This window comes from Streptantibioticus rubrisoli (genome assembly GCF_024436055.1).
GTDB classification, from domain to species: domain Bacteria; phylum Actinomycetota; class Actinomycetes; order Streptomycetales; family Streptomycetaceae; genus Streptantibioticus_A; species Streptantibioticus_A rubrisoli.
The window spans coordinates 15153-31554 of sequence record NZ_JANFNH010000011.1 but is presented as its reverse complement, the minus strand read 5'-3'; the positions used below and the strand labels follow the sequence as shown (position 1 = coordinate 31554).

Sequence of the window (16402 nt, the reverse complement as noted above, 5' to 3'; positions counted from 1 at the left end):
TCCGCCCATGGCCGCCGAACCGCTGACCACCGCGAGGGGAAGGACGACCGCGCGGCGGCTGCTGCTGGTGCTCGCCGCGCTGCTGACCGCGCTGCTCGCCGGGGCGGCCCCCGCGTCCGCGCACGCCGCGCTGCTGCGCACCGACCCCGGCCAGGGGGCGGTGGTGTTCACGGCGCCGTCGAAGGTGCTGCTCACCTTCTCCGAGGGGGTACTGCTGTCCGCCGACTCGGTGCGGGTGCTCGACCCGTCCGGCAAGCAGGTCCAGCAGGGCGCCGCCCAGCACGCGGGCGGCGCCACCGACACCGCGACCGTGCGGCTGCGCCCTGACCTCGGCAACGGCACGTACACCGTGGCGTGGAAGGCGGTCTCGGCGGACACCCATCCGGTCGCGGGCGCCTGGACGTTCTCCGTCGGCGCGCCGTCGAAGACCTCCGCGGCGGTGCCCGAGCAGGACGCCGGCGGCGGCACCGCCGGGGTGCTGTACGGGATCGGGCGCTACCTGGCGTACGGCGGGTTCGCGCTGCTGGTCGGTAGCTGCGCGTTCCTTTCGGTGTGCTGGCCGCGCGGTGCCCGGTTGCGGGTGATGCGGCGGCTGGCGGTCGGCGGCTGGGCGGCGATGGCGGCCGCCACGCTCGCGCTGCTGTTGCTGCGCGGTCCCTACGTCAACGGCACCGGTCTTGGCGGGGTGTTCGACCTCGGTGCGGTGCGGTCGGTGATCGACACCAAGCCGGGGGCGGCGCTGCTGTGCCGGCTGCTGCTGCTCGCCGCGGCGGCGGTGTACCTGTCGGTGCTGTTCGGTGCCGAGTTCACCCGGGGGGCGTGGGCCGGGCGGCGGAACCTGGCGATCGGGCTCGCCCTCGGCGGCGCGGTGATCGCGGTCGGTCTCGCGGCGACCTGGTCGCTGGCCGAGCACGCCTCGGTCGGCATCCAGCCGGGCGTCGCGGTGCCGCTGGACGTGCTGCACCTGCTGGCGATGGCGGTCTGGCTGGGCGGGCTCGCGGCACTGCTGACCGCGCTGTACCGGACCGCCGGGATCGAACGGGAGGCGGTGCGCCGGTTCTCCCGGACCGCCTTCGGGTGCGTGTGCGTACTGGCGGCGACCGGGATCTACCAGTCATGGCGGCAGGTCGGCTCATGGCACGCGCTGGCCACGACCTCGTACGGGCGGCTGCTGATCGCCAAGGTCGCACTGGTCGCGGTGGTGCTCGGCGCGGCGTACGTCTCCCGGCGCTGGACCGGTCGCCTGGCCGACCAGGACGTGCCCGAGGAGGAGCCAGAACCGGTGGCGGCGTCCGTCGAGGTGACGTCGAGCGATCCGGCGCGGGCCGCCCAACTCGCCCGGCAGCGCGCCGCGTTGGCCACCGCACGGGCACGCAGGCGACGGGACGCCGATCCGGCGCGGGCCGGGCTGCGCCGCTCGGTGCTGGCCGAGGCGGCGGTCGCGGTGCTCGTGCTGGCGGTCGCCACGGCGCTCAGCGGCACCGAGCCGGGCCGCGCGGTGGAGGAGACCGCCACCGCGGGAGCCACGCCGAGCGCGGTACCGGCCAGTGGCGGACCGGTGTTCGCCACCATCCCGTTCGACACCGGCGGGGCGAACGGCAAGGGCACCGCGAGCGTCCACATCGACCCGGCCCGTACCGGAAGCAACGAGTTGCACCTGACCATCGCCGACCAGGCGGGCAACCCGGTCGACGTACCCGAGGTGGACCTGTCGTTCACCCTGAGGTCCCGGGGCGTCGGACCGCTGCCGGTGAAGCTCGGCCACGACGGCACCGGCGTGTGGACGGCGCCGTCCGTCCAGCTGCCGATGGCCGGGCAGTGGCAACTGTCCCTGACCGTGCGCACCTCCGACATCGACGAGGTCACCGAGACCAAGAATGTGGCGATCGGCTGATGAAGAAAGCTACGGCCAAATCCAGTGAGCTGACTGGACGTCAGGAGATAACCAGACGGCGGCTGTTGGGCACCGCGTCGGCCGCTGGCGCGGCGGGCCTGGTGGTCGGCGGCGCGGGCGGCGCGTACGGCTACGCGGCGACGTCCGGTGCGGCACCGCTGACGTCGGTGGGCAGTACGGCGGTTCCGTTCCACGGCGACCACCAGGCGGGCATCGTCGAACCGGCACAGGCCACCGGGCACCTGATCGCCTTCGACCTGGCGCCGGGCGCCGGGCGCAAGGGGGCCGCCGCGCTGCTGCGCCGCTGGTCGGCGGCGGCCGAGGCGATGACGGCCGGGCGGGCGCCGAACGACGACAACCAGATCGCGCTGGACGCGGGGCCCTCCTCACTGACCGTGACCTTCGGGTTCGGGCTGGGCTTCTTCGACAAGACCGGTCTGAAGGACCGGGTCCCGGAGAACCTCGCCCCGATCCCGCCGTTCTCCTCCGACGCGCTCGACCCCAAGCTGAGCGACGGTGACCTGTGGGTGCAGATCGGCAGTGACGACTCGCTGGTCGCCTTCCACGCCCTGCGGATACTGCAGAAGGAGGCGGCCGGGACGGCGACAACGCGCTGGCAGATGAACGGGTTCAACCGCGCCCCCGGAGCCACCGAGCGGCCCAGGACGCCGCGCAACCTGATGGGCCAGATCGACGGCACCAACAACCCCAAGCCGACCGACAAGGACTTCGGGACGAAGGTCTTCGTCTCCGGCCAGACCGGCAACTCCAGCTGGATGAACGGCGGTTCCTACGCGGTGGTACGGCGGATCCGGATGCTGCTGGACTCCTGGGACCACCTCTCGCTCGACCGCCAGGAGCGGGTGATCGGCCGCCGCAAGTCGGACGGCGCACCGCTGTCCGGCGGTACCGAGAGCACGCCGGTGGACCTGAACAAGATCAATCCGGATGGCTCGCTGGCGATCCCCGGGGACGCCCACATCCGGGTCGCCGCGCCCGCCTCCAACGGCGGCGCCGCCATGCTGCGGCGGGCGTTCTCCTACCACGACGGATACGACCAGGACGGCACGCCCAACGCCGGACTGCTGTTCGTCGCCTGGCAGGCGGACCCGTTCAACGGCTTCATCAAGGTCCAGCAGAAGCTGGACCGGGCGGACGGGCTGTCGCGGTTCATCCGGCACGAGTCCAGCGCGCTGTTCGCGGTGCCGGGCGGCTGCGCGCCGGGCGAGTACGTGGGGCAGCGGTTGCTGGAGTCCTAGGTAGTGGACGGCCACGCCGCGACGGGCCGCCGTCGCACTAGGGTGGCCCCATGATGTCCTCGTCCGCCGCCAGGTACACGTATCTAGGGCCCGAAGGCACCTTCACCGAAGCCGCGATCCGCACGCTGCCGGAGGCGGCGACCCGCGAGCTGGTGCCGATGGTGTCGGTGCCCGCCGCGCTGGACGCGGTGCGGGCCGGGGAGGCGGACGGCGCGCTGGTGCCGATCGAGAACTCGGTCGAGGGCGGGGTCAACGCCACGCTGGACGAACTGGCCACCGGCGAACCGCTGATGATCTACCGCGAGGTGCTGCTGCCGATCGCCTTCGCGCTGCTGGTACGGCCGGGCACCAGGCTGGCCGACGTCAAGACGGTCACCGGGCATCCGGTGGCCCAGCCGCAGGTCCGCAACTGGCTGAAGGCGAACCTTCCCGAGGCGGTGTGGGAGTCGGCGGCCTCCAACGCGGACGGCGCCCGGCAGGTCCAGGAGGGCCGGTTCGACGCCGCGTTCGCGGGCGAGTTCGCGGCGCCGACGTACGGGTTGGAACCGCTGGTCACCGAGATCCATGACGTGCCCAACGCGCAGACCCGGTTCGTCCTGGCCGGACGGCCAGGCCGGGCGGCGGCGCGGACCGGGGCGGACAAGACGTCGGCGGTGTTCTGGCTGGGCGACGACCACCCGGGCGCGCTGCTGGAACTGCTCCAGGAGTTCGCGGTGCGCGGGGTCAACCTGGTGCGCATCGAGTCCCGGCCGACCGGGGGCGGGATCGGGCGGTACTGCTTCTCGGTCGACGCGGAGGGCCACATCACCGACCGCCGGGTCGGTGAGGCGCTGATGGGGTTGAAGCGGATCTGCCCGCAGGTGCGGTTCCTCGGCTCGTATCCGCGGGCCGACGAGACGGCGCCGCAGGTACGGCCGGGCACCACGGACGAGGAGTTCGCGGCCGCGGCCGACTGGCTGTCCCGAGCGCTCGACGGACGGGCGTAGCGCTCCGCGGGCGGGCGTAGCGCCCGCCCGCCGCGGGGGAACCCGCCCCGCCCAGCGCACCCCGCGAGTGGTCTGATCGCCCGCGGCGAGGGCTAAGAGGGCGCGGATCTCGCCAGCGCAGCGGACAGCGGGTCGCGTCTGGGCGGCCGGAACGGCGTGGATCTCGCGGTCGGCCGTGGGGCGACTGCCCCTTGTGGGTTATCCACGGAGTTATCCACAGGCCGGTTGGGAGCTGGGGATAAGTCGACAGATCGGCGTGGAGGAGATTGCGGCTTAGTCGACAAATCGGTTCAACGGGGCGTCGAGCCCCGGAGGTCAACCGTGCACCATTCGTCAGCGTAATTCCGTACAGCAACTCTACAGGGCGAACCAAGCGGAGCGTTTCTCACTCGAAAGTGAGTGTGCGGCCGGTTTAAACCCGGAATCATTGCCGCCAGCTCGTACCACAAAACGATCAAGCACGTTCTCCACAGACCGCGCGCACACCCTGTGGATAACGAATTGCACCCCCGCCCACCTGTGGATAACCGGCCCCCAACTTCGATGCTCCATAGCGCAGATGCCTCAAGGGAGGGAGACGGTGAATTCGGTTGACGAATACCTTTCCCACCCTTATCGACTTTCCCCGCCTTTTCCTTAAAACGGGCAAATCGCCACATATCGCACTTAACTTGTCGCGGTCACGGTCAGCATCCCGGTAGCCTGTAGCCGTGATTGACCTTCGCCTGCTCCGTGAGGACCCCGACCGTGTGCGCGCCTCCCAGCGCGCCCGTGGAGAGGACGTCGGCCTCGTCGACGCACTGCTCTCCGCCGACGAGCGGCGCAGGTCGTCCGGCTCCCGCTTCGACCAGCTGCGCGCCGAGCAGAAGACCCTCGGTAAGCGCATCCCCAAGGCCACCGGCGACGAGAAGGCCGAACTGCTGAAGCAGGCCGCGGAGCTGTCCGCCGCCGTCAAGGCCGCCGACGCCGAGCAGGACGAGGCCGCCGAGGAGGCGCAGCGCCTGCTGCTCCAGCTCGGCAACATCGTCCACCCCGACGTCCCCGTGGGCGGCGAGGAGGACTTCGCCGTCCTGGAGACCATCGGCACCCCCCGCGACTTCGCCGCGGAGGGCTTCGAGCCCAAGGACCACCTGGAGCTGGGCCAGGCGCTCGGCGCCATCGACGTGGAGCGCGCCGCGAAGGTCTCCGGCTCGCGCTTCTACTACCTCACCGGCGTCGGCGCCCTGCTGGAGCTGGCCCTGGTCAACGCGGCCATCGCGCAGGCCACCGAGGCCGGTTTCACCCCGATGCTCACCCCGGCCCTGGTCCGCCCGCAGGCCATGGAGGGCACCGGCTTCCTCGGCCAGGCCGCGGAGAACGTGTACCACCTGGAGAAGGACGACTACTACCTGGTCGGCACCTCCGAAGTACCGCTCGCCGCCTACCACATGGACGAGATCGTCGACGCCGCGAAGCTGCCGCTGCGCTACGCGGGCTTCTCGCCCTGCTTCCGCCGCGAGGCGGGCACATACGGCAAGGACACCCGGGGCATCTTCCGGGTCCACCAGTTCGACAAGGTGGAGATGTTCTGCTTCGTCGCCCCGGAGGAGGCCGAGGCGGAGCACGCCCGGCTGCTGGCCTGGGAGAAGCAGTGGCTCAGCGCGCTCGGCCTGCCGTTCCAGGTGATCGACGTGGCCACCGGCGACCTCGGCGCCTCGGCGTCCCGCAAGTACGACTGCGAGGCGTGGATCCCGACCCAGGGCAAGTACCGCGAGCTGACCTCGGCCTCGAACTGCACCGAGTTCCAGGCCCGTCGGCTGTCGGTGCGGATGCGCGAGGAGCGCGACGGCAAGCAGGTCACCCGGCCGCTCGCCACGCTCAACGGCACGCTGTGCGCGGTGCCCCGCACCATCGTCGCGCTGCTGGAGAACCACCAGCAGGCCGACGGCTCGGTCGTGGTGCCCGAGGTGCTGCGCCCGTACCTCGGTGGCCGCGAGGTGCTGGAGCCCGTCGCCAAGTGACGCCGTCCTACCGCCTCATCGCCACCGACCTCGACGGCACGCTGCTGCGCGGCGACGGCACCGTCTCACCGCGCACCCGTGAGGCGCTCGCCGCGGCCACCGCGGCGGGCGCCGCGCACATCGTGGTGACCGGGCGCCCGGTGTCCCGTACCAGGCACATACTGGACGCCCTCGGCTACCGGGGCCTGGCGGTCTGCGGGCAGGGCGCGCAGGTCTACCACGCCGGGGAGCACCGGCTGCTGACCTCGGTGACGCTCGACCGGCAGGCGGCGGCCACCGCGCTGGCGAAGATCGAGGCGGAGACCGGCGAACTGGCCGTGGCCACCGTCCGGGACGGTCTGGACGGCGAGTTCCTGATGGGCGACGGCTACCAGCTGGCGACCGAGCTGCCGGTCACCCGGCTTCGGGAACGCGCCGAGATGTGGGCCGCGCCCATCGGCAAGGTGTTCATCCAGCACCCACGGCTCGGCGACGACGAGCTCGCCGCGGTTGCCCGGGGTGCCGCCGGACATCTGGTGGGCGTGGTGATGGCGGGCGAGGGCATCGTGGAGCTGCTGCCGCTCGGCCTGAGCAAGGCGACGGGGTTGTCGCTGGCCGCCCGCCGCCTCGCACTGACCGCGGCGGACACCATCGCGTTCGGTGACATGCCCAACGACGTTCCGATGTTCGGCTGGGCGGCGCACGGCGTCGCGATGGCGAACGCGCACGACGAGCTGAAGGCGGTTGCCGACGAGGTGACCGCGAGCAACGAAGAGGACGGAATCGCCCTGGTCGTCGAGCGGATTCTCGGCGACCGCTGAGGCAGGAGTGACAGGGGATTTCCGGAGACAGCGCCCCGGAGCCCGCATATACGATGTCTACAGTCCGTAGACGAATCCTGGGAGCCCGAGCAATGGCCCGACACCTGATCACCAGCGCCCTGCCGTACATCAATGGCATCAAGCACCTGGGCAACATGGTCGGGTCCATGCTCCCCGCCGACGTGTACGCGCGGTACCTGCGCCAGCGCGGCCACGACGTGCTCTACATCTGTGCCACTGACGAGCACGGCACCCCTGCCGAACTCGCCGCCAAGGAGGCCGGACTGCCGGTGGACGCCTTCTGCGCCCAGCAGCACGACGCGCAGAAGGCCATCTACGACGGCTTCGAGCTGTCCTTCGACTACTTCGGCCGCAGCTCCTCCGCGGAGAACCGCGACATCACCCAGCACTTCGCGCGTCGGCTGAAGGAGAACGGCTTCATCGAGGAGCGAGCGATCCGCCAGGTGTACTCGCTGGACGACGAGCGCTTCCTGCCCGACCGCTACATCGTCGGCACCTGCCCGCACTGCGGCTACGACAAGGCGCGCGGCGACCAGTGCGAGAACTGCACCCGGGTGCTGGACCCCACCGACCTGATCGACGCCCGCTCGGCGATCAGCGGCAGCAGCCGCCTTGAGGTCCGGGAAACCAAGCACCTGTTCCTGCTCCAGTCCAAGCTGCAGCCCGAGGTCGAGGGCTGGCTGGACACCAACGGCAGCAAGGAGTGGCCGACGCTGGCCTCCTCGATCGCCCACAAGTGGCTGACCGAGGGCCTGCAGGACCGGGCGATCACCCGCGACCTGGAGTGGGGCGTGCCCGTACCGGCCGACGTCTGGCCGGAGTTGGCGGCCGAGGGCAAGGTCTTCTACGTGTGGTTCGACGCGCCGATCGAGTACATCGGCGCCACCAAGGAGTGGGCGGACGTCGACCCGGAGAACCGGGACTGGAAGTCCTGGTGGTACGAGGCCGACGACACCGTCCGCTACACCGAGTTCATGGCGAAGGACAACGTCCCGTTCCACACGGTGATGTTCCCGGCCACCCAACTCGGCACCCGTGAGCCGTGGAAGAAGGTCGACTACGTCAAGGCCTTCAACTGGCTGAACTACTACGGCGGCAAGTTCTCCACCAGCCAGCGGCGCGGTGTGTTCACCGACGCGGCGCTGGACCTGCTGCCCGCCGACTACTGGCGCTACTTCCTGATGGCGAACGCGCCGGAGTCCGACGACACCAGCTTCACCTGGGAGTTGTTCGCCTCCTCGGTCAACAAGGACCTGGCCGACACCCTCGGCAACTTCGTGAACCGCGTGCTGTCCTTCTCCCGCAAGCGGTTCGGCGACACGGTCCCGACCGGCCGGGAGGCGGGCGAGGCGGAGGCCAAGCTGGGCGAGCAGATCGCCGAGCTGCTGGCCGAGTACGAGGAGCACATGGACGCCCTCCAGTTCCGCAAGGCCGCGCAGGCGCTGCGCGCGCTGTGGAGCGCGGGCAACTCCTACCTGGAGGAGAAGGCGCCCTGGCTGGAGATCAAGACCGACCAGGACGGCGCGGCGCTCACGCTGCGTACGGCGATGAACCTGATCCACCTGTACTCGGTGATCTCCGAGCCGTTCATCCCGGCCTCGGCCCGGGCCATGCGGGAGGCGTTCTCGCTGGAGGGCGACAACGCCCAGTGGGTGACGGCGGACCACGCCCGCGCCCTGGACGCGGTCCCGGCGGGGACGCCGTTCACGGTGCCGCCGGTGCTCTTCGCGAAGATCACCGAGGAGGACCTGGAGTCCTACCGCGAGCGCTTCGGCGGCACGGAGCAAGCTGCATAGCGCGCGCTCAGCACAGCCCGGGGGTCTGGGGGCGGAGCCCCCAGTTCCGGGAAGGGGCGGGGTGGGGAAAAGCGGCTACCCGGCGAGCAACCCGCGCCCCAGCCAGTCCTTCTCGTCCCGCACGCCGGGCACGCAGAAGAAGTACCCGCCGCCCCTCGGCGAGATGTAGTCGACCAGCGGCTCATCAATGAGCCGCGTCTGGGTGGCCTCGAACTGCCGCACCACGTCCTGCTGGTAGCAGCAGAAGACCAGTCCCATATCGAGGTTGCCGACGTTGTCCACGCCCCGGTCGTAGTTGAAGCCCCGGCGCAGGATGCGCGATTCGTCGGTCTTGGCGGTGCGCGGGTTGGCCCGCCGGATGTGCGCGTCCAGCGGAATCGCGTTGCCCTGCGGGTCCTTGGCGTAGTCCGGGATGTCCGTCTCGTTGGCACCGTCGAGCGGCGCGCCGGTGTCCTTGCGGCGGCCGAACATCTTCTCCTGCTCGGTGAGCGAGACCCGGTCCCAGAACTCCACCAGCATGCGGATGATGCGGATCACCTGGTAGCTGCCGCCAACGGCCCACGAGGGCTCGCCACTTGAGCCGGTCACCCAGACCAGGTGGTCCATCTCGCGCGGGGACCTCACGTCCGGGTTGGCGATGCCGTCCTTGAACCCGAGCAGGTTGCGCTGGGCACCGGCCGGGCGCGGTGCGCTCTGGAAGCCGTCGATCTTCCACTTGATCTGCATCGCGCCACGGGTGTGCTTGGCGATGTCGCGCAGCGCGTGCAGCACGGTGTCCTGGCTGCCCGCGCAGATCTGCAGCGACAGATCGCCGTGGCACTCGGCCGGGTTGAGGTTGTCGTTGGGGAAGGTGCGCATCGGGGTCAGCTTGCGCGGCTTGGCCTTGGCGAGCCCGAAGCGGTCGTCGAACAGCGAGGAGCCGACGCCGAGCGTGACGGTGAGCGCGTCCGCGGGAACCACCGGCCCCAGGATGCCGTTGTCGGACGGCGGTGCGCCGACGCCGAGGTCGACCGGGGTGCCACCGGCGGTCAGGAAGCGCGCCCGCTCGGTGATCGTCCTGAACAGGTCGGTGAGTTCCTTGCGGTTCCGCGCCAGCACGTTCAACGAGACGAACGTCGCGGCCGTCGGCTGCGGGGTGAGGATGCCCGCCTGGTACTGGCCGTGGAAGTCGACAGCGCCCGCCCGGCTAGTGATCGGCGCCCCATGCTCGGTGGTGCCGTCGGCCTCGGCCGAGGCCCGGCCAGCGCTCAGCGCCACGCCACCACCGGCGAGCACCGCACCGGCCGCGCCCGCGCCCAGTGCCGTCTTCATGAACGAACGGCGCCCATGGCCCGCCGGGCAGCCGCCCTGGGCGGCGGCGGACATGGCTTCGTGATTCACAGGACAGGACATCAGGCAGACTTCCGGATCTCGAGGAGGTCGGGGATCGGGGAAAGGTCCTCAAGGAGCTGGCCGGTGGCGCCGTTGAGCGCCATCCGCGTGTTCTGGTCGAGCTTCTCGACCGGCGTCCAGCTGTCGCCGTTGTGCTGCGCGTCGAGGAGCTTTTGTACCCGGGCGATGTCGGCGTCCACGGTGCCGATCAGCTGCGGCGAGCGCTTGGTGATCAACGGCCGCAGCACGTCGAGGAGTTCCTCGGTACCGGCGAGGTTGGCGTTGGCGGTCGCCAGGTTCGTACCGCTGCCGTCGTCGGTGTCGGTGGTCAGCTCGAACTGGAGGGTGTTCTCCAGGATCTCGTGGGTGCGCAGCGGCAGGTCGGAGACGTCGAAGTCCTGGGTGGGGAAGGCCTTCTGCAATCCCTGGACGTCCTTGGCGAGTTGGTCGACACCGCCTTGGACGTCGGAGGCGGAGGCGCTGTGCCACAACTGGTACTCGACCTTGTGGAAGCCGGTGAAACCAGGGTCGTTGACACCCTGCGGCAGACCGTCGGACCGCCCGTTGATCTTCTTGTCGAAGTCCTGGAAGGTGCCGTAGGCGGCGCCCAGCGAGGAGTACGTCAGATGGGCGGTGAGCCAGTCGTGCTTGGCGGCGTCCAGGTCGTTGCCGCGCACGTCGTCCTGGAGGGTCTGGGTCTGGGTGACCAGGGTGGCCAGGCCCTTGTTCACATAGGACTTGTAGGCCGCGAGGGCGGGCTTCAGGTCGTCTTCCGAGACCGGAGCGACCGCGCTGACGTTGCCGCCGCCGCTGACCTGGACCGCCGCGGAGGTGGTGACCTTGCCGCCGGTGGGCACACAGCGCCAGGCGTACGAGCCGCCGCCGACGGTGGCGACCAGATCGCGGGTGGTGCCCGGCGCGAGGCCCTCGATCTCCCCGTAGACCGCGTTGGTCGACGGGTCGATCAGATAGACCTCGGAGGTCTTGTTGCCGGTGTTGTGCATCTGGAAGCTCTGGCGGCCCGGCTTGGGCGCCTTGAAGCCCTTGCCGCAGTCGGTCTCCGAGACGGCGATGGTCTGCGTCTGGTCGGGCTTGGCGCCGGACACCGCGATGACGCCTCCGGCGACCACCACGGGGACGGCGACCACGGCCGCGGGTACGACCCACGCGGGGCGCCTGTGAGGCTGCTTCTCCGGCTCAGGCTCCGGCTCCGGCTGCTTCTGCGGCTCCTGCGGTTCCGGCTGCTCGCCCTGCGGTTCCGGGCGCTCCTGCGGTTCCTGCCGCTCCTGCGGCTCCGGCTGCTCCTGCGGTGCGGGCTGCTTCTCCGGCTCCGCCTGCCCTTCCGGTGTGGGCTGCTCGGCCTGCGGCTCAACCGCCTTCTGCGGCTTGGGGGTTGTCGGACGGGCCGCCGTAACACCGCGTACGAACAGCGTCATCACGACGGCGAGGTAGCCGACATACGCGACCGTCTGCAGCCAGGTCATCTGCGGGGTGAGGTTGAAGACGCCCTGCAGAAGGGTGCCCCACCACGAACTGGCGTCCACGCTCTGGCTCAGGTGGACGGCGAACGAGGTGGCGCCGGGCAGTACGCCGCCCTCCTGGAGGTCGCGCAGACCGTAGCCGAACACGCCCGCGGCGATGACGATCAGCACGATGCCGGTGTAGGTGAAGAACCTGGTGAGGTTGATCTTCAACACCCGGCGGTACAGGCCCCAGCAAAGCCCGGCGGCCAGCACCAGGCCGATGGCGGCGCCGATCATCGGGCCGGTGGACTCGCCCGCGGCCCGTGCGGTGGTCCACAGGAACAGCGCGGTCTCAAGTCCCTCACGGCCCACCGCGAGGAACGAGGTGACGATCAGCATGCCCGCGCCCATGGAGAGCGCGTTGGTGACCTTCTCGCGGATCTCACCGGACAGGTTGCGCGCGGAGCGGCGCATCCAGAAGACCATCGCGGTGACGAAGGCGACCGCGACGACGCTCAGCGCGCCCCCGAAGGCCTCCTGTGCGGTGGCGGAGAGGTTGGCGGCGGTGAAGGTGAGCACCGCGCCGAAGCTCATGGAGAGCGCGACCGCGCCCAGCACACCCGTCCACACCTGCGGCAGACGGGACTTCTGCTCCGCGCGGACCAGCGTTGCCACCAGGATGGAGACGATCAGACCGGCCTCGAGTCCTTCTCTGAGGCCGATCAGAAAGCTGGGAAACGCGTCGTCCCACATGTCGTCGCTTCCTCTCGCGGACGGGCAACTTAGCTTAGGCGAACCTTAGTAGACCTTGCCAGATGCTGTGGCCCGCGGATGCGCGTCCGCATACGCGAAGACCCCGGAATCAAAAGGAGATTCCGGGGTCTTTGTCGCGCTATGTCCTACTTTTCCGTGCCCGGCTTGGCCGCGGGCTTGCGGAGGCTGAGATGCAACTCACGCAACCGTGCCTCGTCCACCTCGCTCGGAGCACCCATCAGCAGGTCCTGGGCGGTCTGGTTGAGCGGGAAGGCGATGGTCTCGCGGATGTTGGGCTCGTCGGCGAGCAGCATCACCATGCGGTCCACGCCCGGGGCGATGCCACCGTGCGGCGGGGCGCCGTAGTGGAAGGCGCGCAGCATGCCGCCGAACTCGTGCTCCACGGCCTCCCGCGAGTAGCCCGCGATCTCGAACGCCTTGTACATGATGTCGGGTTCGTGGTTCCGGATCGCGCCCGAGGACAGCTCGACACCGTTGCAGACGATGTCGTACTGCCAGGCCAGGATGTCCAGCGGGTCCTTGGTCTCCAGCGCTTCCAGGCCACCCTGCGGCATGGAGAACGGGTTGTGGCTGAACTCGATCTGGCCGGTGTCCTCGTTCCGCTCGAACATCGGGAAGTCCACGATCCAGCAGAACCGGAAGACGTTCTCGGTGAAGTGGCTGGACCGCTTGGCGGCCTCCACCCGGACCGCACCCATGATCTTGGAGACCTCGTCGAACTCGCCCGCGCCGAAGAAGACGGCGGTGCCGGGCTTGCCGTCCACGGCCGCGACCAGCGCCTTGACGTCCTCGTCGGTGAGGAACTTGGCGATCGGGCCGGTGAGTTCGTTGTTCTCGCCGATGCGGATCCAGGCCAGGCCCTTGGCGCCCAGCTCGACCGCGAACTCGCCCATCTGGTCGAAGAACTTGCGCGGCTGGCCCGCGGTGTCCGGCACCGCGAGGGCACGGACGTGCTTGCCCGCGAAGGCCTTGAAACCGGAGTCGGCGAACACGCCAGAGACATCGACCAGTTCGAGCTCGGCGCGCAGGTCCGGCTTGTCGGAGCCGTACTTGAGCATCGCCTCGCGGAACGGGATGCGGGGGAACGGCGAGGTGACGTGGCGGCCACCGCCGAACTTCTCGAACAGGTCGGTCATCACCGTCTCGATGACGGAGAAGACGTCCTCCTGCTCCACGAAGCTCATCTCGACATCGAGCTGGTAGAACTCGCCCGGCGAGCGGTCGGCGCGGCTGTCCTCGTCGCGGAAGCACGGCGCGATCTGGAAGTAGCGGTCGAAGCCCGCGATCATCAGCAGCTGCTTGAACTGCTGGGGGGCCTGCGGCAGCGCGTAGAACTTGCCGGGGTGGACCCGGGAGGGGACCAGGAAGTCGCGGGCACCCTCGGGGGAGGTCGCGGACAGGATCGGGGTCGCCAGCTCGTTGAAGCCGAGGGCGGCCATCTCCTGGCGGAGGAACGCGATGACCTGGGAGCGCAGCATGATGTTGCGGTGCATGCGCTGACGGCGCAGGTCGAGGAAGCGGTTGGTGAGCCGGGCCTCCTCGTTGGCGTTGTCCTCCGGGAAGACCGGGAAAGGCAGCGGGTCGGCGGCGCCCAGCACCTCGACCTCGGTGACCTCTACCTCGATCTCACCGGTCGGCAACTCGGGGTTGACGTTCTCGGCACCGCGGGCCAGCACCCGGCCGTCGACCCGCAGGACGGACTCCTTGGTCTGCCGGTCCAGCGCCTCGTAGGCGGCGGTGCCGGGGCGGGCTACCAGCTGCACCAGGCCGTAGTGGTCCCGCAGGTCGACGAAGAGGATGCCGCCCAGATCGCGCCGGTTGTGCAGCCAACCGGACAGGCGCACCTCTTTGTCGACGTCAGCGGCGCGAAGCTCGCCGCAGGTGTGGGACCGGTACCGATGCATCGTCCATCCAAGTCTGGGATCCGGATCAGACCCGCCATAACACAGCAGGCTCCCCAAGGGTACCGTGACGCCTCCCGCTGGGGTTCAGCCCAAATCCGGGGGCAGCGCCCCCGGACTCCCCGGGGCACGGGGGCGGGGCGGTGCCCCCGCGGCCCGCATGGGGGTGGCGGCGGTGCCCCCGCGGCCCGCATGGGGGTGGGGGGTGCGCCCCCGGGGCCGGGGAGCCGGGCTGCGCCCAGACCGCTCGGGGCGGTGTGCCCGGACCCTGCCCGCGTTGGGGGTGGCTTGCGGTAGTGGCGCTGGGGGCGGAGCCCGCCCTCCACCCCGCCCACCGGGACAGACGGCGCGCACCCAGCGGGGGCCCGGGGGCGCAGCCCCCGATGCCGAGGCTCGGGGCGGAGCCCCGAAGCCTGTTCCCGCCCGACGGGGGCCTGGGGGCGGAGCCCCCAAGGGGCGGGCGGGTGGGAAGGGTCAGCGTTGGCGCGTGGCCGGTACCGTGCCCAAGCGGCCCGCCTGGAAGTCCTCGAAGGCCTGGGCCAGCTCCGCGTGGCTGTTCATCACGAACGGCCCGTAGTGGAACATCGGCTCCCTGATCGGCAGCCCACCCAACAGCACCACCTCAAGGTTCGGACTGCGCGACTCCTGGCTGGCGTCCGCCCGCAGGGTGAGCGTTTCTCCGCCGCCGAACACCACCGTCTGCCCGGTACGGAACGGCCGTTCCTCCGCGCCCGCCAGGCCCCGTCCGGCCAGGCCGTAGGCCAGTGCGTTGAAGTCCGCCCGCCAGGGCAACGTGAGTTGGGCGCCCGGGCTCAGCGAGACGTGCAGCATGGTGATCGGCGTGTGGGTGATGCCAGGACCGCGGTGCCCCGCGATCTCGCCCGCGATCAGCCGCAGCAGCGCGCCGCCGTCCGCGGAGGTCAGCAGCGCGACCCGGCCGCCGTCGATGTCCTGGTACCTGGGCGGCATCATCTTGTGCTCACGCGGCAGGTTGACCCACAACTGCAGGCCGTGGAACAGCCCACCGCTGACGACCAGTTCCTCCGGCGGCGCCTCGATGTGCAGCAGACCGCTGCCCGCGGTCATCCACTGGGTGTCACCGCCGTTGATCACCCCGCCGCCACCGTTGGAGTCCTGGTGCACGAAGGTGCCGTCGATCAGGTACGTCACGGTCTCGAAGCCGCGGTGCGGGTGCCAAGGAGTGCCCTTGGCCTCGCCGGGCGCGTACTCCACCTCGCCCATCTGGTCCATCATGATGAACGGGTCGAGGCGCCGGTAGTCGATGCCCGCGAACGCGCGGCGGACGGGGAAGCCCTCGCCCTCGAAGCCGCTGGGGGCGGTGGACACCGCGAGCACCGGACGGTTCACGGCCCCGTCCGGCGCCGCGACGCGCGGCAGGGTCAACGGGTTCTCAACAGTCACGGCAGGCATGACGACCTCCTCGGTCCTTCGCCGTCCAATTTAGTTGAACGGTGAACAACCTGCAAGGCGTCAGCTATTCCGGCCAGGCGCCACCAGGGACACCCGCCGCTAGCAGGGATCACTGCCAGGGCTTAAGCCACGGACAAAAGGAGTGGAAGCGGCGCGAACCGCGTCAGCCGTACATCCGCCGCATGGCGAAGTCGACCATCTGCTCCACGGCCTTGGCGTCGAAGACCATCCGGTGGTCACCCTCCATGTCGAGGACGAACCCGTAACCGGTCGGCAGCAGGTCCAGCACCTCCGCGCCGGTGATCACGAAGTACTTGGACTCCTTGCCCGCGTACCGGCGCAGCTCCTTGAGGGAGGTGAACATCGGGATGACCGGCTGCTGGGTGTTGTGCAGCGCCAGGAAACCGGGGTTGTCGCCGCGCGGGCAGTAGACCCGGGAAGTGGCGAAGACGCTCTGGAAGTCCTCCGCCGACATCGAACCGGTGGTGAAGGCGCGCACCGCGTCGGCCAGCGAGGGCGGCGACGGCTCGGGGTAGAGCGGCGGCTGGGGGCCGTACCCTCCGGAGGGCGGTGCGGCGGCACCCGGGGCGGCAGTCTGGTCGTAGCCGTACACGCGCCTAAGAGTAGCGAGTCACACTTGAGCGATAGGGGCTTGCTTCTTATTACCGACGGGTAGCATCATCGTGAACTACTAATCAGTAGATGT

Annotated in this window: 11 protein-coding genes; 6 read left to right on the top strand and 5 right to left on the bottom strand. The window is 70.1% G+C overall.

The window, feature by feature from the left end:
• The first annotated feature begins 7 nt into the window (after positions 1–7).
• The 6 genes from NON19_RS13265 (at position 8) to metG (ending at position 8756) form a co-directional block, all read left to right on the top strand.
• The gene (locus NON19_RS13265) at positions 8–1894 is read left to right on the top strand and encodes a FixH family protein (protein ID WP_255927647.1); all 1887 of its coding nucleotides are present in this window, start codon (positions 8–10) and stop codon (positions 1892–1894) included.
• Positions 1894–3153 (top strand): iron uptake transporter deferrochelatase/peroxidase subunit, encoded by a 1260-nt coding sequence (efeB, locus tag NON19_RS13260; protein WP_255927645.1) that lies wholly within the window; start codon positions 1894–1896, stop codon positions 3151–3153. Before NON19_RS13265 ends, efeB (NON19_RS13260) begins: the two co-directional genes overlap by 1 nt.
• A 53-nt stretch (positions 3154–3206) precedes the next feature.
• Positions 3207–4139, top strand: a complete 933-nt coding sequence (gene pheA / locus NON19_RS13255; protein ID WP_255927859.1) for a prephenate dehydratase — start codon at positions 3207–3209, stop codon at positions 4137–4139.
• Positions 4140–4849: 710 nt separating this feature from the next.
• On the top strand, positions 4850–6139 hold the full coding sequence (gene serS, locus NON19_RS13250; protein WP_255927643.1) for a serine--tRNA ligase: 1290 nt from the start codon (positions 4850–4852) through the stop codon (positions 6137–6139).
• On the top strand, positions 6136–6939 hold the full coding sequence (locus NON19_RS13245; protein ID WP_255927641.1) for an HAD family hydrolase: 804 nt from the start codon (positions 6136–6138) through the stop codon (positions 6937–6939). Before serS ends, NON19_RS13245 begins: the two co-directional genes overlap by 4 nt.
• A gap of 92 nt (positions 6940–7031) precedes the next feature.
• The gene (metG, locus tag NON19_RS13240; protein ID WP_255927639.1) at positions 7032–8756 is read left to right on the top strand and encodes a methionine--tRNA ligase; all 1725 of its coding nucleotides are present in this window, start codon (positions 7032–7034) and stop codon (positions 8754–8756) included.
• A gap of 75 nt (positions 8757–8831) precedes the next feature.
• Here the strand turns inward: metG and efeB (NON19_RS13235) are convergent, their stop codons facing one another.
• From efeB (NON19_RS13235) to NON19_RS13215, 5 genes are all read right to left on the bottom strand, one after another.
• Positions 8832–10121 carry an iron uptake transporter deferrochelatase/peroxidase subunit gene (gene efeB, locus NON19_RS13235; protein WP_255927637.1) on the bottom strand — a complete coding sequence of 430 codons (1290 nt, stop codon included), beginning with the start codon at positions 10119–10121 and terminating at the stop codon, positions 8832–8834.
• 26 nt (positions 10122–10147) lie between these two features.
• On the bottom strand, positions 10148–12343 hold the full coding sequence (gene efeU, locus NON19_RS13230) for an iron uptake transporter permease EfeU (RefSeq protein WP_255927635.1): 2196 nt from the start codon (positions 12341–12343) through the stop codon (positions 10148–10150).
• Between the two features lie 146 nt (positions 12344–12489).
• Positions 12490–14268 carry an aspartate--tRNA ligase gene (aspS, locus tag NON19_RS13225; RefSeq protein ID WP_255927633.1) on the bottom strand — a complete coding sequence of 593 codons (1779 nt, stop codon included), beginning with the start codon at positions 14266–14268 and terminating at the stop codon, positions 12490–12492.
• 471 nt (positions 14269–14739) lie between these two features.
• Complete coding sequence (locus NON19_RS13220) at positions 14740–15696, bottom strand: pirin family protein (RefSeq protein WP_255927631.1); 957 nt, start codon at positions 15694–15696, stop codon at positions 14740–14742.
• A 163-nt stretch (positions 15697–15859) separates the two neighbouring features.
• Positions 15860–16309, bottom strand: coding sequence for an SseB family protein (locus NON19_RS13215; protein WP_255927629.1), 450 nt, complete (start codon positions 16307–16309; stop codon positions 15860–15862).
• Positions 16310–16402 lie beyond the last annotated feature (93 nt).